The organism is Streptomyces sp. NPDC002888, assembly GCF_042888465.1.
GTDB lineage: Bacteria > Actinomycetota > Actinomycetes > Streptomycetales > Streptomycetaceae > Streptomyces.
In genome coordinates this window covers 28,898-47,952 of the sequence record NZ_JBIAPU010000013.1, presented here as the reverse complement: position 1 = coordinate 47,952, position 19,055 = coordinate 28,898, and the positions used below count along the sequence as shown (strand labels likewise).

Below are 19,055 nucleotides of genomic sequence, written 5' to 3'. Positions count from 1 at the left end.
TCCGCAGTGCCCCGCTTCAGCATCATCGTCCCCTGTTTCAAGGTCCAGGGCTTCCTGGCCGAGTGCCTCGACTCGGTCCTGGATCAGTCGTACCGGGACTTCGAGGTGATCGCCGTAGACGACTGCTCGCCGGACGGCTGCGGCGCGATCCTCGACGAGTACGCGGCCCGCGACCCGCGCGTGAAGGCGCTGCACCTGCCGGAGAACGCCGGCCTGGGCCGCGCCCGCAACGCGGGCATGCCGCACGCCACCGGCGACTACCTCTTCTTCCTCGACAGCGACGACACCCTCACCCCGGGCGCGCTGCGCGCGATGGCCGACCGCCTCGACGAGACGTCCGACCCGGACGTGCTGGTCTTCGACTACGCGCGGACCTACTGGTGGGGCGGCACCCGGCGCAACGTGCTCGCGCACGTGCTCGCTCAGGCCGGGGACGGCACGTTCACGGTGGACGAGCACCCAGAGATCCTCGACCTGCTGATGGTGGTGTGGAACAAGGTCTACCGCCGCGACTTCGTGCAGGACAACGACTTCCAGTTCCCGCCGGGCTACTACGAGGACACCCCGTGGACGTTCCCGGTCATGCTCAGCGCGGGGCGGATCGCCGCCCTGGACCGGATCTGCCTGAACTACCGGCAGCGCCGCCAGGGCAACATCCTGTCCACCACCAGCCGCAAGCACTTCGACATCCACGACCAGTACGAGCGGGTCTTCGCGTTCGTCGACTCCCACCCGGAGCTGGCGAGCCGGCGGCCCTACCTGCACCGCAAGATGGGCGAGCACTGTCTCGACATCCTCGCCAAGCCGGACCGGCTGCCCTCGAAGGACAAGGCCGAGTTCTTCCGCCGTACGGCCGAGATGTTCCGCGCGCACAAGCCCGCAGACGCGACCGTGGACGACGAACTGCGGCTGCTGGAAGGCGGTTACCCGGCGTACGTGCTGAAGCGGCAGGCCGGACGGGCCGCCGGGGAGGCGGGGCGCCGGGCACTGGAGGTGCGCAAGGCGGCGGCCGGACGGGTCAAGCGTGCCTACGCGGCCGCGCACGCCCGCCGCTCACTGGATCCGAACCTCGCCGTGTACTCGGCGTTCTCGCACCGCGGAGTGCTGGGCGACCCGGCGGCCGTCCACCGCAAGGCGCGGGAGCTGGCCCCGCACATCCGCGGCGTGTGGGTGGTCCGGAGCGAGGAGGAGGCGGCCCAGCTGCCCGACGGGGTCGAGCACGTGCTCCTCGACTCGCTGCCCTACCGCCGGATCACCGCACGGGCGACGTACTTCGTCAACAACGTCAGCTGGCCCGGCACGCTGGTCAAGCGGCCCGGCAGCGTCCACATCCACACCCATCAGGGCACCCCGCTGAAGTACATGGCGGCCGACCTGCTGGCCAAGCCCGGCGCCCGGCACGGCGTCGACGTGCCGCAGATGCTGCGCCGCGCCGACCGCTGGGACTACAGCCTGGTCGCCAACCGCCACTCGGAGCTGGTGTGGGAGCGGGCCTACCCGTGCCACTTCACGTCCGCGCGTACCGGCAGTCCCCGCAACGACGTCCTGGTGGGCGCCCGCCCGGAGGACGGCGCCGCGTTCCGGGAACGGCACGGCATCCCGGCGGACCACACGGTCGTGCTGTACGCGCCGACCCGCCGTGAGTACCGGCGCGGCGGCCATGTCGACCGGGTCGACCTGGCCCGGTTCGCGGCGGACCTCGGCGACGGTCACACCCTCGTCGTGCGCCTGCACCCCTCCCTCGCCACCGGCCCGGCGCGCGGCCTCGGCCTCGCCGATCTGCACCGGCGCGGGGTGCTGGTCGACGCGACGGACGAACTGCACGTCGAGGACGTGATGCTCGCCTCCGACGTGCTCGTCACCGACTACGCGGCCCTGATGTTCGACTACGCCAACCTGGACCGGCCGATCGTGATCCACGCCGACGACTGGCCGGCGTACGCGGCGAGCCGCGGCGCCTACTTCGACGTGACCGCCGAGCCGCCGGGCCATGTCTCGCGCTCCTACCGGGAGCTGGCGTGGCTGCTGGCCTCCGACAGCTGGCGGGACGAGGAGTCGGCGCGGCTGCGGTCCTCCTTCCGCGAGCGGTTCTGCGAGTTCGACGACGGCCGGGCCGCCGAGCGGGTCGTACGGACGCTGATGCTGGGCGAGCGGATGCCGTCCCCGTCGGCCGAGGTCAAGGTGCCGGGACCCGCCACCGGGCATGACGTGCTCGCGCCCTCGTCGTGAGGCCCCGCACCTGGGTCCTCGTCCTGGCCGGGGTGTTCGCGCTGCTCCAGCTCGCGAACGTCACCGGCCGGGACACTCCCGACACCAAGAACTACCTGTCGTACGCGCTCAGCCTGCGCGGCGACAGCAAGAGGGAGGCGGCGGCCGCCACCATCGAGTACGCCTGTGCGGGGAAGGCGGCGATCGCGGCCCGCGACCAGAGCGTCCACGTGTTGCGCTTCCACCGGCCCGACCCCACCGCTCGGGTCATGGCGGAGTGCCGGGCGGCGGAGTGGCGGAACGTGGAGGCGCGGCTGCGGGCCGGGCAGACGGGCGGGCACACCGTGCCGTTCATGCCGGAGCGGTTCATGCGGATCTTCGAGGTCCGGCCGGGCTATCCGGTGTTCCTCGTGCCGTTCGTCACCGTGTTCGGCGTGACGTGGGGGGTGTGGGCGGCGAGCGTGGTGGTCACGGTCTCGGGCGGGGTGCTGGCATTCCTGATTCTGCGCACCCTGCGGGCGTCGGTGCCGGTGGCGCTGGCCGGTCAGGCCCTGTTCCACGTCCTGCCGTGCGGGACGACCGCCATGCGTCCGATGACCGAGGGGCTGCTGCTGACGCTGACCCTGGCGGCGGTGTGGGGCTGTGCGCTGGCCCTGGACGGCCGGGTACGGGCGGGCATCTGGCTCGTGGGCGGCTCGCTGGCGGCACTGTTCACGGTCAAGCACTCGCAGGCGCTGTTCCTCGGGGCGTGCCTGGCGGGGGCGGGTGCCCTCCTGGCCCTGCGGCGACGGCGGTCCGCCGACCGCCGGGGGGCCGTGGCGGTCGCGGTGGCGGGGTGCTGCGGTGTCCTCGGGACGCTGCTCGTGGCGAAGGCGCTGCACTACCCGTCCGAGTCGGAGAGCCTCCAGGACCTGCTCACCGCCCACTTCGCCCGGCCGGACCGGGCCCGCCTCTGGCCGGAGTTCCTGCACCTCCAGGCCAACTTCTGGGTGGAGTGGCTGCGGCGGCAGCTGTGGGAGCCGCTGTTCCTGACCCTGCTGGCGGCGGGGATCTGGGGGGCGCTCAGGCAGCGGGCGTTCGGCGTCTTCCTGCTCGCGGCGGCGTTCACGGGGATCCTCACCCAGGCCGGGCACCCCGACATCGACATCTGGGGCGGGCGGCTGATCGTGCTGGCGTGGCTGCTGCCGGTGCTGGGGGTGCCGCTGCTGCTGGCGCCCGTGGTGCGCGGGCAGGTGCTGCTGCCGGTGCAGGACTCCGGGCGGGCTCACTCGATGAGGTGACGAACCGCAAGGCCGTTGACCCTGGCGGGAATATACGGCCAATGCCCTATACGCGCACTTCTGTACGTCGCCGATGAGCACCGGTGCCCTGACCCGACGGCCGGTGCGCGGTGCCACGGCGCTGCGCGGCGGGCGCGTCTGGCGTCCGACCCCGTACCAGGTCGCAGGCTTCCTGTTCTGGCTGGTGATGTCGCTGGCGTACTGGCGTGTGCCGCTGTGCTGCGACGCCGGCCAGCACGCGGCGGTCGTCGAGCGCCTCAAGGCCCATCTGCTGCGGCCGCGCCATCCGATGGCCGACCTGCCGGGCGCGGGCAGCCCGTACTACTCGCCGTATGCCGTCGCGCAGGGCGCGTTCGCCCGGCTGAGCGGGCTGTCCGGCTGGGAGGTGGTGCGGCTCGCCGGGCCCTTCAACCTGCTGGTGCTGCTGACCGGCGTCAACCGTTTCGTGCGGGTGCTGACGCCCCGGCCGTGGGCGCCGGTGCTCGCGTCGGCCACGATGACGCTGCTGTGGGGCACCGAGCGGGCCTGGTGGAGCGGCTACCTCGGGCTGATGTCGATGACCGGCAACCTCGCCTACCCGTCGACCTTCGCGATCGGACTGGCCTTCTGGGCCTGGGCGCTGACGGGGGCCCGGGCGCGGGACACGCGCCGGGTGCGGTACGTGGGACCGGGCGGCCTGCGCGGCATCACCGGCTATGTGACGCTGGGCGCCCTGTACGGGGTGGTCCTGCTGGTCCACCCGATCACGGCGGTGGCGGCGGCGCTGGGTGGCGCGGCCTTCGTCGCCGGCCGGCAGCGGGGGTGGAGCCCGGCACTGGTGGGCCGGTGGGCGGTGACCGGGGCGGCGGCCCTGCTGGTCGCCCGGAGCTGGCCGTACTTCGACGTGTTCGCGCTCGCCGGGGACGGCAGCGTCGACGCGATGCACCGGCGGCTGTACCAGGACCTGGCCGGGCACTTCTGGCTGGCGTTCCTCGGCCTGCCGGCGCTGTGGCTGCGATGGCGCCGGTCGGCGCGCGACCCGCTGGTGCTGATGTTCGCCCTGGACTGCCTGGTCGTGGGGTACGGCTGGGTCAGCGGCCACTACACCTACGGCAGGATCCTCGGGCTGACCCTGGTGCCGCTCCAGTTCGCACTGGCGGTGGAGCTGGCGGCGCCGCGCCCGTGGAGGGTGGGCCGGAGGGTGCTGTGCGCGGTCACGGCGGTGGGGGCCTGCCTGGGCTTCCTCACCGTGCAGGCGGGAGCGGTCGTGCCCCGTTCACTCGACCCCGTCGGCTTTGAACAGCCGCCGCGCTGGCCGACGTACGACTGGGCCGCGCGGTACATCGGGCCCGGCGAGGTCGTGATCACCGACGGCTACTACGCCGTCCACGCGATCGCGGGCCACGGCCCCGACCTCGCCGCGCCCGCCTGGCCCGACGCGGCCCTGGACGAGCGGGAGCGGCTACGACGCCTCAAGGACGTCCGCGCCTACCTCTCCCCCGGGTCGACCCGCACCGAGCGCACCGCCGTCGCCCGCCGCTACCACGTGCGCTGGCTGTTGCTGACGCGCCGGCACCCGCTGCCCGAGGAGGCGGTGGTGGTGGCGTGGAGCGGACGGACGGGGGAGGTACTGGCGCGGGTCGGGTGAGCCCGGTGGTTTTCCTGGGGGTTACTCGATGACGAGGTCGACCTCGATGTTGCCGCGGGTGGCGTTGGAGTAGGGGCAGACCTGGTGGGCCTGCTCGACGAGCTTGCGGCCGGTCTCCTGCTCCAGGGTGTCGGGCAGCTCGACGCGGAGGGTGACCTTGAGGCCGAAGCCCTCGCCCTGCTTGCCTATGCCGACCTCGGCGGTGACGGCGGCCTCGCTGACGTCGACCTTGGCCTGGCGGCCGACGAGGCCGAGGGCGCTGCCGAAACAGGCGGCGTAACCGGCGGCGAACAGCTGCTCCGGGTTGGTGCCCTGCCCGTTGCCGCCCATCTCCACGGGGATGCCCAGCGCGAGGTCGATCTTGCCGTCGGAGGAGACGGCGCGGCCCTCACGGCCGTGGGTGGCGGTGGCGACAGCGGTGTAGAGCGCGTCCATGGAAAACCATCCCTCTCAGGTCACGTTCCGGCGGCCCGGTCCGGCCGCCGCACGACGACAAGTAGAGCACACAACTCAATTGCACACAACTAAATGGCCCACTAGAGCTATCCTGGAGGCATGACCCCGACGACACCGACACCCACCGCCGAGGAGAACTGGCTCCGCCTCGACCGCCAGATCTGCTTCTCCCTGCACGCCGCCTCGCGCGCCTTCAACGGTGTCTACCGAGTGATCCTCAAGGACCTCGGACTGACCTACCCCCAGTACCTCGTGATGCTGGTCCTGTGGGAGCAGGGCGAACTCCCCGTCAAGAAGCTCGGCGAACACCTCCGCCTCGACTCCGGCACGCTCTCCCCCCTCCTCAAGCGCCTGGAGGCGGCCGGCCTCGTACACCGCGAGCGCAGCGCCCGCGACGAGCGCTCCGTCGAGGTACGCCTGACCGACGAGGGCGCCGCCATGCGCGAACGCGCCCTGCGGGTACCGCGCCGCATCGTCGCCGCGACCGGCTTCGAGTTCGAGGAGATCCGCGAACTGCGGGAACGCCTCGACCAGCTCACGGGCGCGCTGGACTCGGCGGCGCTGGACGAGGCGCGGGACCGCTCGTAGTTGTCCGGCAGTCGCCTCCCCGCCTGCTTCACTGGTGCCGGAACCCGCACATTCACGGGCGAACTGACGAGGGGACGGCCGCATATGACCTGGCTGATCACCGGCGGTGCCGGCTACATCGGGGCGCACGTCGTCCGCGCGATGACCGAGGCGGGCGAGCGGGCGGTGGTGTACGACGACCTGTCGACGGGGATCGCCGAGCGCGTACCGAAGGGCGTGCCGCTGGTGGTCGGCTCGACGCTGGACGGGGAACGGGTGGCCCGCACTCTCGCGGACCACGATGTCGCCGGCGTCGTCCACCTGGCGGCGAAGAAGCAGGTCGGCGAGTCGGTCGACCTGCCCCTGCACTACTACCGGGAGAACGTCGAGGGCCTGCGCGTCCTCCTGGAGGCGGTGACGGCGGCCGGCGTACCGTCCTTCGTCTTCTCCTCCTCGGCGGCGGTGTACGGCATGCCGGACGTCGAGTCGGTGACGGAGGAGACGCCGTGCGTGCCGATGTCGCCGTACGGCGAGACGAAGCTGGCCGGTGAGTGGCTGGTACGGGCGACCGGGCGGGCCACCGGCCTGTCCACGGCCTGCCTGCGCTACTTCAACGTGGCAGGCGCGGCGGCCCCGGAGCTGGCGGATGTGGGCGTCTTCAACCTCATCCCGATGATCTTCGAGAGGCTGACGCAGAACGCGTCCCCGCGCATCTTCGGCGACGACTACCCGACCCCCGACGGCACCTGCGTCCGCGACTACATCCACGTCGTGGACCTGGCGGAGGCCCACGTGGCCGCCGCCCGCGCACTCCAGGCCTCCCCCGGCCGCGCCCTCACCCTGAACATCGGCCGCGGCGAGGGCGTCTCGGTCCGCGAGATGATCGACCTCGTCAACGCGGTCACCGGCTACGACCGCCCGCCCACAGCCACCCCACGCCGCCCCGGCGACCCGGCCCGCGTCGTCGCCTCCGCCGACCGCATCACCACCGAACTCGGCTGGAAGGCCAAGCACGACATCCAGGACATGATCACCTCGGCCTGGGAGGGCTGGGTACGCCTGCATCCGGGGGCGGCACGGGCGTAGAGCCGAAGCTGCTCGCCCGCACCGGCCACGACCCGGTGGCCGAGTCCTGGACCGAGTCCGCCGACGACCGTATCGCCGCGCAGGCCGCCTCCCGGACCCTGGCCAAGGCCCTGGCCAGGCTCGCCGAAGGCGACCGGCACGCCCTGCTGTTGTTCGCCTGGGCCGACTTCACCTACCAGGAGATCGCCGAGGCGCTGGACATCCCCGTCGGCACCGTCCGCTCCCGGCTCAACCGTGGCCTCGCCCTCAAACGCCCCGCCGCCCACCGCGCGCGCCCCGGAGGTGACCTCGCTTGACTTCCTCCCCCTCGTGAACGAGGGGGATTCCTACGGCTCGCGCCGTGGGGTTTTCTGCTTCATCGCCGACTGCCCGTCCGGAGTTCTCCGTTGAGGTCTTACACCAGCTCCACAGACAGACACCGCCAGCCCGGCGGCCAGAAGGTTCTTCGCCGCGTTCCCGTCCCGGTCATGGACCGTGCCACAGCTGACGCACGTCCAGGTACGGACGCTCAGCGGCATCACCGGCTGGAGGGTGCCGCAGGTGGAACACAGCTTGGACGAGGGGAAGAAGCGGTCCACCGCGATCACTTCCCGCCCGTACCAGCCAGACTTGTACTCCAGCATGCTCCGGAACTCGGCCCACGCGGCATCGCTGATGGCACGAGCCAGGCTCCGGTTCTTGACCATGGTGCGTACGGTCAGGTCCTCGATCACGAGCGTTTGGTTCTCACGCACGAGTCGAGTGGTCAGCTTGTGCAGCACATCCCGCCTGCGATCAGCGATCCGCGCGTGGATCTTCGCGACCTTCTGGCGGGCCTTGCGCCGGTTGGCGCCGTCTCCCCTGGCCTTGCGGGACAGCTCCCGCTGAGCCTTCGCCAGGCGCTCGCGGTCACGGCGCTCGTGCCGGGGGTTGGCGATCTTCTCCCCGGTGGAGAGGGTCAGCAGGTGGTCCAGGCCGACGTCGATACCGACCGCCGTATCGGTGGCCGCGAGCGGCATCACCCGCGGGTCCTCGCACAACAGGGAGACGAACCAGCGTCCGGCACTGTCCCGGCTCACGGTCACCGTGCTCGGCGTCGCCCCGTCAGGCAGCGGACGCGACCAGACGATATCGAGCGGGTCGGCCATCTTCGCCAGCGTCAGACGACCGTCACGGAACCGGAAGGCGGAGGAGGTGTACTCCGCGCTCGCGCGGGACGTCTTCTTCGCCTTGAAGCGCGGGTACTTGGCGCGTTTGGCGAAGAAGTTCGCGAAGGCGGTCTGCAGGTGCCGCAGTGCCTGCTGCAGCGGGACGGAGGAGACCTCGCCCAGGTAGGCCAGTTCCTCGGTCTTCTTCCACGCGGTCAGCAGGGCCGAGGTCTGGTTGTAGTTGACCCGTTCCTGCCGAGCCCACGCCTCGGTGCGGGCCGCGAGTGCCATGTTGTAGACCTTGCGCACGCATCCGAAGGTGCGCGACAGCTCGGCTGCCTGCGCGTCGGTCGGATAGAAGCGGTACTTGAAGGCCCGCTTCACGTGAGTGGCCACAGCTCACAAGCTAGCACAACAATGTGTGACCACGTACTGACAGGTGGTGATGGATGCCGATCCGCCCGGAGGGCGAATCGACTCTCCCTGCCCTGCTCCGCAGGAGTCCGTTCCCTCCCCCGCCTGAAGGCGGGGGTATCCACGGAGGAATCCCGATGAACGAGCATCCCGCCGAACGCGCAAGCCGGCCTGTTCCGGGCGATGGCCAAGATTCCCGGCACGCGCGTGGAGACGGGCGTGAAGGACCCCCTCGGGCGCGCGGCCATCGCCGTGACCGTGAACCACGCCAAGCCCACGCCCTCGGGCCATCAGGGCAAGCAGGAGATCTTCTTCGACCCCAGGACGTACGCGTACCTGGGAGAGATCACACGGGCCGCCCCGGTCGAGATCCCCAAGGGCATGCCGACCCCGTCCCGTATGCCCGACTACACGATGGTCAGCGCCCGCGCGGCCTGGGGCGTCGTGGACAAGCCGGGCGCCCGCCCCTGACCTGAACTCCTGGCGCTGCGCGCCACTCCGGATGAGGGCTGCTGAATTCTGTCAGGTGGATTCCGCATTCCTCGCCGACATCACGGCCGCATTCAGAAACCACCAGAGGCAGACACAGCTCCCGGTCCACCGGCGTCCGATCCTTCGAACAAATGCCGAGGTTAAGCGGAATTGAAAATTCCGCCAAGATCAACAAGCTCAAATCTAGCTCAACATCATTGCTTCGCCATGCTCATGATGAAAACATCTCGGATGTAAGAGAAAGCCCCCCCCCACAGGAATGGTAAAAAGTTGAGGAAAGTATTCTCCAGGGCCGGTATCGTCGCCCTGAGCCTCGCTCTCTCGGTCCCCGTTTTCGCCGGGAGCGCCCAGGCGTTCGACGGTCCGGCGGCGAAGAACTCGTGGGGATGCGACAACAGCTCCAACAGAGTGAACTTCTCCTACACCCCCGGGACCGTCACCACGACCGTCTACTACAACAACCACTGCAATTACACCGTGCGCGCCGCGGCCCGGATCGAGGACCACAACGGCTCCGTGTCGCACGAGTGCTTCTCGATACCTGCCGGGAAGAAGAGCCACATCAAGTTCCAGCAGGGTGCCTCCGGTTTCTTCATCGGAATCTACAAGTGCTGACCCTGCACTCATAGACAGTGCGCCATGGCAAGCTCCTGGCGCGCCATGCACTGCGGTGCAGTTGCTGCCCCACATACGACGGGCATCAGCTGCACCGCAGTGCATTTGACTTGGATATACAGAAAAGCATTCCTCAGACGTTGTTCAGGTACGTCAGCACGGCCAGCACGCGGCGATGCCCACTGTCGCTCTGCGGAAGCCCCAGCTTCAAGAAGACGTTGCCGATGTGCTTGTGGACCGCGCGTTCCGTCACGACGAGGGTCTTGGCGATGGTCGCGTTGTCGTGGCCCTCGGCCATGAGCGCCAGCACCTCGCGCTCGCGCGGGGTCAGCGAGTCGAGCGGGGAATCGCGGCGCCGGGTCATCAGCTCGGTGACGACCTCGGGGTCGAGCGCGGTGCCGCCGGCCGCGATCCGTTCCAGCGCGTCGAGGAACTCGTCCACCCGGCCGACACGGTCCTTCAGCAGGTAGCCGAGGCCGCTCGCGCCGCCGGCGAGCAGTTCGGCGGCGTACGACTCCTCGACGTACTGGGACAGGACCAGTACCGGCAGCCCGGGGATCTCCTTGCGCGCGGCGAGGGCGGCACGCAGTCCCTCGTCGCGGAAGTGGGGCGGCATCCGTACGTCGAGCACGGCGGCTTCGGGGCGGTGCTCAAGGAGCGCGGGCAGGATCTCGGGGCCGTTGACGACGGCGGCCACGACCTGGTGCCCGGCCGACGTCAGCAGGAGAACGAGGCCCTCGCGCAGCAGGGCGTTGTCCTCGGCGATCACGACTCTCACGGCGGTTCCGCCTCCGCTCCGGTCACCGCCCGCACGGCGACGCCACCTCGATCAACCGGCGGTCGGTGCGCGCAGCTTACTCACAGCGCCTTGAGCGCCTCGGCGGTGGCCCGGGCCAGGGCGTCCAGATACCCCTTGGGCAGCTTCGGGCTGCGCACCACCACGGAGCGCCAGTACAGGGGGCCCGAGATGATGTCGAGGGCCAGCTCGTCGTCGACGCCGACGCGCAGCTCGCCGCGCTGCTCCGCCGCCCTCACGATCGAGCTGGCGACCCCGTCCTGCCCCTGCTCCAGCGCCTTCTGCAGGGCCTCGGCGATCTCCGGGTTGCGGGCCGCCTCGGCCTGGAGGTCCGGGAGGATCTGCGAGGCCACGGGGTGGCGCAGGGCGCGCGAGGTCACCTCGTACAACAGCCGCAGATCGCCCTCCAGGGAGCCCGTGTCCGGCGCGGGCAGGCCCATCACCGCGATCGCGGATACCACGTCGAGCACCAGGTGCAGCTTGGAACGCCAGCGGCGGTACACCGCCGTCTTGCCGACTCCCGCGCGGCGCGCGATCCCCTCTATCGACATCCGCGCATAACCGACGGCCGCGAGCTCCTCGAAGACGGCCGCGCGGATGGCTTCCGTCACATCCTCACGGAGTACGGCCGCCCCGGCGGGGCTGCGGCGGCGCGGACGCGTCTCGGGCTGACCGGCGTTCGTCGTCATACGGACCAGCATAGGGCGTAGCGACGATACGGTCCCGTCCCTACGCGGAACGTGACGACGAGGCCGTTTCGTCCCGGCGCCGGTGTGCGTCTCGACGAAACGGTCGCGTCCCGACGCCGGCCCCGTCGCGACGAAACGGTTGCGTTCCGACGCCACTTCGACCTACGCTCACGTTGCGACGATACGGTTGCGTTCCGACGTAAGAAGACGTCAAGAGTCAGGTAAGAAAACGTCGCAACCCCCCTCCTCCCGAACGAAAGCAGCGGATGTGAGCCAGGTCCTCGACACACCGCCCCCGACGGCCCCCGCCCCGTCCGAAGCCGGCCTCGCGGCCCTCGCCGCACGTCACGGCCTCTCGGTCAGCGGCGCCCGCCCCTCGCTGCCCGAGTACATCCGCCAGCTGTGGGCGCGCCGCCACTTCATCACCGCGTTCTCCACCGCCAAGCTCACCGCCCAGTACAGCCAGGCGAAGCTGGGCCAGGTCTGGCAGGTGATGACCCCGCTGCTCAACGCGGCGGTCTACTACTTCATCTTCGGTGTGCTGATGAACACCAAGCGGGGCGTGCAGGACTACATCCCGTTCCTGGTGACGGGCGTGTTCATCTGGACGTTCACGCAGAGCTCGATCATGGCGGGCACCCGGGCGATCTCCGGCAACCTGGGCCTCGTACGGGCCCTCCACTTCCCGCGGGCGGCGCTGCCGATCTCGTTCGCGCTGCAGCAGCTCCAGCAGCTGCTGTTCTCGATGGCCGCCCTGCTCGTGATCCTTCTCTGCTTCGGCGTGCCGGTGACCGCGTCCTGGGCGCTGGCGATCCCGGCGCTGGTCCTGCAGTTCACCTTCAACGCGGGCATCGCGATGATCATGGCCCGGATGGGTGCGAAGACGCCTGACATCGCCCAGCTGATGCCGTTCGTGCTGCGCACCTGGATGTACGTCTCGGGCGTGATGTTCAGCATCGACCACATGGCCGGCCAGCACAAGAACCTGCCGTCCTGGGTGGGCCCCGTACTGCAGGCCAACCCGGCCGCCGTCTACATCGACCTGATGCGCTTCTCGCTGATCGACAGCTTCCACTCGAGCCAGCTGCCGCCCCACGTGTGGGCGATCGCGGCCGGCTGGGCGCTGCTCGCCGGCGTCGGCGGCTTCATCTACTTCTGGAAGGCTGAGGAGACGTACGGCCGTGGCTGAGTACGCAAGCAGCAACACAAGGGGCAACGTTCCCACCGTCGTCGTGGACGACGTCGACATCGTCTACCGGGTCAACGGCACCGGCGCCGGCCGCGGCTCCGCGACCGCCGCCCTCAACCGCATGCTGCGCCGCAAGCAGGCCGAGAAGGCGGCGGGCGTCCGCAAGGTGCACGCCGTCAAGAAGGTCTCCTTCGTCGCCTACACGGGCGAGGCGATCGGCCTGATCGGCACCAACGGCTCCGGCAAGTCGACCCTGCTGAAGGCGGTCGCCGGGCTGCTCCCGGTGGAGAACGGCCGGATCTACACCGACGGCCAGCCCTCCCTCCTCGGCGTGAACGCCGCCCTGATGAACGACCTGACCGGCGAACGCAACGTCCACCTGGGCGGACTGGCGATGGGCATGTCCCGCGAGCAGGTCAAGGACCGCTATCAGCAGATCGTCGACTTCTCCGGCATCAACGAGAAGGGCGACTTCATCACGCTGCCGATGCGGACGTACTCCTCCGGCATGGCCGCCCGCCTGCGCTTCTCCATCGCCGCCGCCAAGGACCACGACGTCCTCCTCATCGACGAGGCCCTGGCCACCGGCGACCGCTCCTTCCAGAAGCGCTCGGAGGAACGCATCCGCGAGCTGCGCAAGCACGCCGGCACGGTGTTCCTCGTCAGCCACAACAACAAGTCGATCCGCGACACCTGCGACCGCGTCCTGTGGCTGGAGCGCGGCGAGCTGCGCATGGACGGGCCGACGGAGGACGTCCTGCGGGAGTACGAGGCGTTCACGGGCGCCACGGACAAGGCGCCGAACCGGACACCGAAGGCGGCGTAGCCGACACCCCACCGCCGCACCCTCTCACCGGCACACCGCCCCGCCTCCCTGCCCGACCGGCCCAACCATATTTATCCCTTTCTCCCCCTTGATGCCACCATGACCAAAAGGGTGCGCCCGAAAGTCCGCACCCCCATGGATGTTCCGGCGGCCACGAGGCGAAGGAGTCCCCCGCGATGCCCGAGCTCAGCGTCATCGTCCACGGACCCAACACCCAGGGGCACCTGACCGGCCTGCTCGACGCCCTGGCCGCCCAGCCCCTCCCGGGCGTCGAGGTGATCGTGGCCGCGGTCGGCGACTGGGCCCGGGAGACCGCGCAGCGCCACACCCCCGAGATGCTGGCGCTGCCCCTGCCGGACGGCACGACCGCGGCCGAGGCCCGGGCGGCCGGGGCGGCGCGCGCGACCGGCCGCTGGCTGCACTTCGTCCACGCCAAGGACGGACTGCCCGCGGGCGCCCCGCACGCCGTCGCCGAACGCGCCGCGGAACTGCCGGACACCGTGGACGTCCTGCTCTTCGACCACGTCCGCTCCACCTGGGAGACCACCGCCGCGCCCTCCCCGGGCGGCCGCCTCCTCGCCCGCGCGGGTCGCACCGACCTCACCCTCGACGACGCCCCGCACCTGCTGCGCCTGCCCCCGCTCCTCGGCAACCGGGCCGTACGCGCCGAGTTCTGGCGGGCGCACCAGGAGGAACTCACCACGGACGACGAGGCGTTCGCCGCCTACTCCGTCCTCCTGCGCGCCGACCGGATCGGCTGCCTCGACCAGGTCGCGTACGAGCACCGCCGACTGCGCCCCGAGAGCCTCCCGCCGACCGCCCCCGAGGACCACTACGCCCTCGTCGACCGCTACGAGACCCTCCTCCCCCTGACCAGGGAGCGCCCCGCCGCCCACGCCGCCCTCTACGACGTCATGGTCCAGGACTGCCTGCGCACCTTCGCCCGCACGCCGCTGCCCGACCCGGTGGCGCGGGAGTTCTTCCGCCGGTCGTCCGTGGCGGCCCTGCGCCACCGCCCGGCGAACCACCGCCGCCCGGCCGGCCTGGAGGGCGTACGCCGCTCGCTGCTCGAAGAGGGCGCCTACACCAAGTACCGGGCCTTCCAGGCCGCCAACCGCACCCGCCGCGCCGCCCGGGCCGCCGTACGGACCCGGAAACGGCAGGCCGGCGCGAAGATCCGGGCCCACCAGTACCGCAAGGCGCTCGACCGCCCGGTCAACCCGCACCTGGCCGTCTTCGCGGCCTACTGGAACCGCGGAGTCGCCTGCAACCCGGCCGCGATCGCCGACAAGCTCACCGAACTCGCCCCGTGGATCCACCCGGTGTGGGTGGTGACATCGCAGAACGCGGCGCTCCTGCCGCCCGGCACGGACCACGTGATCCCCGGTACCCGCCGCTACTGGGAGGCCCTGGCGACCGCGAAGTACCTGGTCAACAACGTCAACTTCGCCAACGCCGTGGTGAAACGCCCGGACGCGGTCCACCTCCAGACCCACCACGGCACCCCGCTCAAGCGCATGGGCCTGGACCAGATGCACTTCCCTGCCGCCGCCCAGGGCCTGGACTTCGACGCCCTGCTGGCGCGCATCGACAAGTGGGACTACAGCGTCTCCGCCAACAGCCACTCCACCCGCATGTGGGAGCGCGCGTACCCGTCCCGGTTCGTCTCCCTCGACCACGGCTATCCGCGCAACGACGTCTACTACACCGCGACCGCCGCCGACGTCCTAGCGGTCCGCGCCCGCCTGGGCATCCCGCCGGGCCGCCGGGCCCTCCTCTACGCGCCCACCCACCGCGACTACGAGGCCGGCTGGACCCCGCGCCTCGACCTCGCCGAACTCGCCGACCGCCTGGGCGAGGACACGGTCCTCCTCGTGCGCGGCCACTACTTCTACGGCGGCTCCGCCTCCCCCCTGGCCGGCCTGCGCCGCACCGGCCGGGTCGTCGACGTGTCGTCGTACACCCCGGTCGAGGAGCTCGCCCTCGCCGCCGACGCGCTGATCACGGACTACTCGTCCATCATGTTCGACTACGCCAACCTCGACCGCCCGATCGTCGTCTACGCCGACGACTGGGAGACGTACGAAACCACCCGCGGCGTCTACTTCGACCTGCCGGCCGAGCCGCCGGGCCAGGTGGCGCGCACCCAGGAGGAGCTGACGGAGATCCTCACCTCCGGCGCCTGGCGGGACGAGAGCGCGGGCAAGGCGCGGGCGGCGTTCCGGCGACGCTTTTGCGAGTACGACGACGGACGCGCCGCCGAACGGGTCGTACGCCGGGTCTTCCTCGGCGCGCCCGAGGAGTCGCTGCCGCCGGTGATCCCGCTCGACGAGCGCACCCCGGCGCCCAGCCCGCAGGAGGCGAGCGGCGCATGAGCACTCCCGGCACGCCTTCCGGCACTCCTTCAGTCACTCCTGCCGTCACGAGTCCCGACGTGACTCCCGACGTGACGGTGACGGTCATCGTCTACAACGACGCCGAGCGCCTCCCGAGGGCCGTCGCCTCCGTGCGCCGCCAGACGCACCGCAACATCGAGATCGTCATCAGCGACGACCACTCCACCGACGAGACCCCGCTGGCGGCACGGCGGTTGGCCACCCAGGACCCGCGTATCCGCCACCTCCGCCTGCCGCGCAACAGCGGCGGCTGCGGCGCGCCGCGCAACCGCGCGCTGGAGTCCGCCCGGGCGCCCTACCTGATGTTCCTCGACAGCGACGACGAACTCACCGACAACGCGGTCGAGCTGCTGCTGGCCGCCCACCGCGAGCGGGAGATCGACTTCGCGATGGGCGCGGTGCAACACGTGCGCGAGGACACCGGCAACCGCTCGACGTGGATGCCACACCTCGTCGCCGAGCGCCGCACCCTGGACGGCATCGAGGCCGACCCCCGCCTGTTCTTCGAGCACCTGGCGACGAGCAAGATGTACGCGCGCGCCTTCCTCGACCGTCACGACCTGCGCTTCCCCGAGGACATCCACTACGAGGACCAGCTGTTCACGGCACGGGCGTACTGCCTGGCGAAGTCGTTCACGATCGTCCCCGAGCCGGTGTACCGCTGGTACACCGCGCCGTACGCGGCCTCCGACGCGGCCTCCATCTCCAACTCGCGCCACAAGCTGACCAACGCCCGTGACCGCGTCCACGTCCAAGGACTCATCGACGCCTTCCTCGCCGAGAGCGGGCACGAATCCCTGCGCGAGGACAAGGACTACAAGTTCCTCAAGCACGACTTCCGCATGTACGCGGGGGACCTGCCGCACCGGGACGAGGAGTGGCTGGCCGCGTTCGCCGAGATCGTGACCCCGTACCTGGAGACGCTCGCTCCGGGCGCCTACGCCCGGCTGCCGCGCGCGGAACGGGTGATCCTCCAACTGGTCCGCGACCGCCGCCTGTCCGAGGCCCGGCTGGCGGCCCGCGGTGTCGCCCACGGCGCGGCGCCGAGAGAGGTGACGACGGATACGGAAGGCCGCGTGTACTGGGGCGGCAGAGTCCCCGACTCCGACTGGTCCCGCCGGGAGCTCGACCTCTCCGACCTGGCCCTGGACACCTGCCCCTTCCCACGGGCCCGCTTCCGCCACGAGATCACCGAGGTCACCCGCGGCCCGGGCGCCTCGGTCGACCTGACCATCCGCACCTTCGACCCCGCCATGCGCCTCCCCGTGGGCCCGCAGCGGGCCTCCCTGCTCCTCTCCCCCGGCCGGCGCCGCCTCACCGTCCCCTTCTGCCTCTCGCCGGTCCGCCCCGGCCTCTTCGAGGGGCACGTCCACCTCGACCTGGCGGCGGCCCCCCTCCCCCTGCACGGCTTCCAGGGCACCCGCCACCCCGTCCTGCGCATCCACCACCAGGGCCTCACCCACACGGCCCTCCTCCTGGCCCCCCTGACCTTCCCCCCGTTCACCACCCGCGTCGACCACCACCGCCTCACCATCGAACCCGAACCCCGAGGCCCCGGCCGCCTGCAGATCCAATGGCAACCGATGGGCATGACGGCCCTGATCCGCCCCCTGGTGCGCAGAGCAGCCCGCCCGAGGGTGAGGCGTGCGGTGCGGCTGGTGTCGAGCGTGTTGAGATGACGGCCCCTGTCGACGCTGGTCGGCGTATCCCAGCCCGTCCGGCGTTTGAGGACGAGGCCGTTGAGGCCGAAGCGGGGGTCCGGGGGCGGCAGCCCCCGGGATGGGACGGGTAGGGGCGGCGGGGACGAAAACACCTCACCGCACGACCGCGTACAGCACCTGCCCATCCGGCCCCCGAGCCACCACCCGCAGTCCCGGACCCCCGTTGCCCACCCCCCGGTCGACCACCCACCGCACTCCATAAACCCGCACGATCTCAGCCCTCTCCCCCACCGACACCCCCACGGCGAAATACCGCCGCACCGCAGCCGCCCGCCGCCCCTCGTCCGGCAGGAAGAAGTCGGGATACCCGGGCGCCACGGTGTACGCCCCGTACGCCGGAATCTGCCGAGCCACCCGCCCGGCCCGCGCCATCACCACGTCCCCGTACCGCACCCACGGCGTGATCCAGTGATACCCCGCCCACGGCTCCCGGTACTTCGCCGCCACCACCCCCGGCAACCACCCCCGCCCCGCCACGTAACCAAGCGTCCCCACCTGTGTCCACGCCCCCACCACCAACGCCCCGGCCAGCACACACGCCCACCCCGCCCGCACCGCCCGCGGCCCCGCCCCCACCACCTCCAGCGCCGCGGCGACCTGCGCCGGAATCAGCACGGCCGGCAGCGCCCGCCCCCACGCGTAGTGCCCGCTCACCCACCCCGCCCCGACCACCACCACACCCAACCCGAAGAACAGCACCAACGGATCCCACCGCTCCCGCCACCACCGCACCCCCAGCGCCACCACCCCCACCCACACCAGCCCGAACCTCCCGAGCAGGTCCTGATACAGCACCCGGTGCAGCGCCTCCAGCCCGACCCCCGCCGCCCCGAACAACGCGAAGAAGTCGTAGTACGGCCACACCCACAGCACCACCACCCCGACCAGCAGCCCCACCGCCAACCGCGCCCACACCACCCGCCCGGGCCGCGCCGCGACCACCGTGGCAAGGGCCCCCACGGAGGCGACGACCCCGGAGAACTGGTGACACAGCAGGATCACCGCCCACAGCGCCCCCAGCCCGCACCACACCCCCCACCCCTCGTCCGCGCGCCGCACCGCCCCACCCAGCCACGCCCAGAAGTGGAAGGCGAGCCCCAGCGCCAGCACACTCGGGTACGACACCGTCAGCGCCAGCGAGTTCAGTCCGAGAAAACCGCTCCAGTTGAACAGCTCGGTGCCCCACAGGAACAGCACGCACAGCAGCGCGAGCGCGGGCGCCGCACGGTGTTCGCTCAGTGTCCGGACGTACCGCCACACGCCCGTCACCAGCAGCCCCAGACCGACGAGCGCCCCCACCCTCAGCACCACGAACGCCGAGAGGCCCGTCGCGCGCGCGAGGCAGCCGAGCAGCAGCGTCCACGGCGAGTAGTACGGGCTCGGCGTGTCCGCGTCGACCAGCGGGTTGCCGGGGTCGGTGATGCTGTGCCGCAGTCGTTCGACGGTCGCCGCGTGCATGCCGAGGTCACCGGCCCAAGGAAGCCTGACGACGACCCGGAGCAGCAGAACGAGAACGAGGGCGGCGGCCGCCCTGGGGGCCATGACGCGCATCCCGCTCGGAGTCAC

At 71.1% G+C, this 19,055-nt stretch carries 16 protein-coding genes and 1 pseudogene; 12 read left to right on the top strand and 5 right to left on the bottom strand.

Annotated features, from left to right (window positions below):
• Positions 1-6: 6 nt before the first annotated feature.
• From ACFYWX_RS21775 to ACFYWX_RS21765, 3 genes are all read left to right on the top strand, one after another.
• On the top strand, positions 7-2,229 hold the full coding sequence (locus ACFYWX_RS21775) for a CDP-glycerol glycerophosphotransferase family protein (protein WP_389425709.1): 2,223 nt from the start codon (positions 7-9) through the stop codon (positions 2,227-2,229).
• Positions 2,226-3,488 (top strand): hypothetical protein, encoded by a 1,263-nt coding sequence (locus ACFYWX_RS21770; protein ID WP_389425708.1) that lies wholly within the window; start codon positions 2,226-2,228, stop codon positions 3,486-3,488. Before ACFYWX_RS21775 ends, ACFYWX_RS21770 begins: the two co-directional genes overlap by 4 nt.
• A gap of 73 nt (positions 3,489-3,561) precedes the next feature.
• A complete protein-coding gene (locus tag ACFYWX_RS21765; RefSeq protein WP_389425707.1) occupies positions 3,562-5,115 on the top strand; it encodes a hypothetical protein in 1,554 nt (517 codons plus the stop codon).
• A gap of 21 nt (positions 5,116-5,136) precedes the next feature.
• On the opposite strand, the gene ACFYWX_RS21760 is transcribed toward ACFYWX_RS21765, so the two are convergent.
• Entirely contained in the window at positions 5,137-5,550 is a 414-nt protein-coding gene (locus ACFYWX_RS21760) for an organic hydroperoxide resistance protein (RefSeq protein WP_389425706.1), read from the bottom strand.
• Between the two features lie 120 nt (positions 5,551-5,670).
• Here ACFYWX_RS21760 and ACFYWX_RS21755 point away from each other — a divergent pair, with 120 nt between their 5' ends.
• From ACFYWX_RS21755 to ACFYWX_RS21745, 3 genes and pseudogenes are all read left to right on the top strand, one after another.
• Entirely contained in the window at positions 5,671-6,159 is a 489-nt protein-coding gene (locus ACFYWX_RS21755) for a MarR family winged helix-turn-helix transcriptional regulator (protein ID WP_389425705.1), read from the top strand.
• 84 nt (positions 6,160-6,243) lie between these two features.
• Entirely contained in the window at positions 6,244-7,224 is a 981-nt protein-coding gene (galE, locus tag ACFYWX_RS21750) for a UDP-glucose 4-epimerase GalE (protein ID WP_389425704.1), read from the top strand.
• A gap of 5 nt (positions 7,225-7,229) precedes the next feature.
• Positions 7,230-7,520: pseudogene (locus ACFYWX_RS21745) on the top strand (RNA polymerase sigma factor); the annotation flags it as partial.
• Between the two features lie 30 nt (positions 7,521-7,550).
• On the opposite strand, the gene ACFYWX_RS21740 reads toward ACFYWX_RS21745, so the two are convergent.
• Entirely contained in the window at positions 7,551-8,747 is a 1,197-nt protein-coding gene (locus ACFYWX_RS21740) for an RNA-guided endonuclease InsQ/TnpB family protein (RefSeq protein WP_389425703.1), read from the bottom strand.
• Positions 8,748-8,948: 201 nt separating this feature from the next.
• Here ACFYWX_RS21740 and ACFYWX_RS21735 point away from each other — a divergent pair, with 201 nt between their 5' ends.
• On the top strand, positions 8,949-9,236 hold the full coding sequence (locus tag ACFYWX_RS21735; RefSeq protein ID WP_389425702.1) for a hypothetical protein: 288 nt from the start codon (positions 8,949-8,951) through the stop codon (positions 9,234-9,236).
• A gap of 291 nt (positions 9,237-9,527) precedes the next feature.
• Positions 9,528-9,872: a hypothetical protein gene (locus ACFYWX_RS21730; RefSeq protein WP_389425701.1), complete on the top strand. Its 345-nt coding sequence runs from the start codon at positions 9,528-9,530 to the stop codon at positions 9,870-9,872.
• Positions 9,873-10,005: 133 nt separating this feature from the next.
• Here ACFYWX_RS21730 and ACFYWX_RS21725 read toward each other — a convergent pair whose 3' ends face one another.
• Positions 10,006-10,650 carry a LuxR C-terminal-related transcriptional regulator gene (locus ACFYWX_RS21725; RefSeq protein ID WP_389425700.1) on the bottom strand — a complete coding sequence of 215 codons (645 nt, stop codon included), beginning with the start codon at positions 10,648-10,650 and terminating at the stop codon, positions 10,006-10,008.
• 80 nt (positions 10,651-10,730) lie between these two features.
• Positions 10,731-11,369: a TetR/AcrR family transcriptional regulator gene (locus ACFYWX_RS21720; protein ID WP_389425699.1), complete on the bottom strand. Its 639-nt coding sequence runs from the start codon at positions 11,367-11,369 to the stop codon at positions 10,731-10,733.
• A 256-nt stretch (positions 11,370-11,625) separates the two neighbouring features.
• Here ACFYWX_RS21720 and ACFYWX_RS21715 point away from each other — a divergent pair, with 256 nt between their 5' ends.
• The 4 genes from ACFYWX_RS21715 (at position 11,626) to ACFYWX_RS21700 (ending at position 17,447) form a co-directional block, all read left to right on the top strand.
• The gene (locus tag ACFYWX_RS21715; protein WP_389425698.1) at positions 11,626-12,546 is read left to right on the top strand and encodes an ABC transporter permease; all 921 of its coding nucleotides are present in this window, start codon (positions 11,626-11,628) and stop codon (positions 12,544-12,546) included.
• Positions 12,539-13,372 carry an ABC transporter ATP-binding protein gene (locus ACFYWX_RS21710; protein WP_389425697.1) on the top strand — a complete coding sequence of 278 codons (834 nt, stop codon included), beginning with the start codon at positions 12,539-12,541 and terminating at the stop codon, positions 13,370-13,372. Before ACFYWX_RS21715 ends, ACFYWX_RS21710 begins: the two co-directional genes overlap by 8 nt.
• Before the next feature lie 176 nt (positions 13,373-13,548).
• Positions 13,549-15,747: a CDP-glycerol glycerophosphotransferase family protein gene (locus tag ACFYWX_RS21705; RefSeq protein ID WP_389425696.1), complete on the top strand. Its 2,199-nt coding sequence runs from the start codon at positions 13,549-13,551 to the stop codon at positions 15,745-15,747.
• Entirely contained in the window at positions 15,744-17,447 is a 1,704-nt protein-coding gene (locus ACFYWX_RS21700) for a glycosyltransferase family 2 protein (RefSeq protein WP_389425695.1), read from the top strand. Before ACFYWX_RS21705 ends, ACFYWX_RS21700 begins: the two co-directional genes overlap by 4 nt.
• A gap of 135 nt (positions 17,448-17,582) precedes the next feature.
• Here the strand turns inward: ACFYWX_RS21700 and ACFYWX_RS21695 are convergent, their stop codons facing one another.
• Complete coding sequence (locus ACFYWX_RS21695; protein WP_389425883.1) at positions 17,583-19,040, bottom strand: hypothetical protein; 1,458 nt, start codon at positions 19,038-19,040, stop codon at positions 17,583-17,585.
• Positions 19,041-19,055 lie beyond the last annotated feature (15 nt).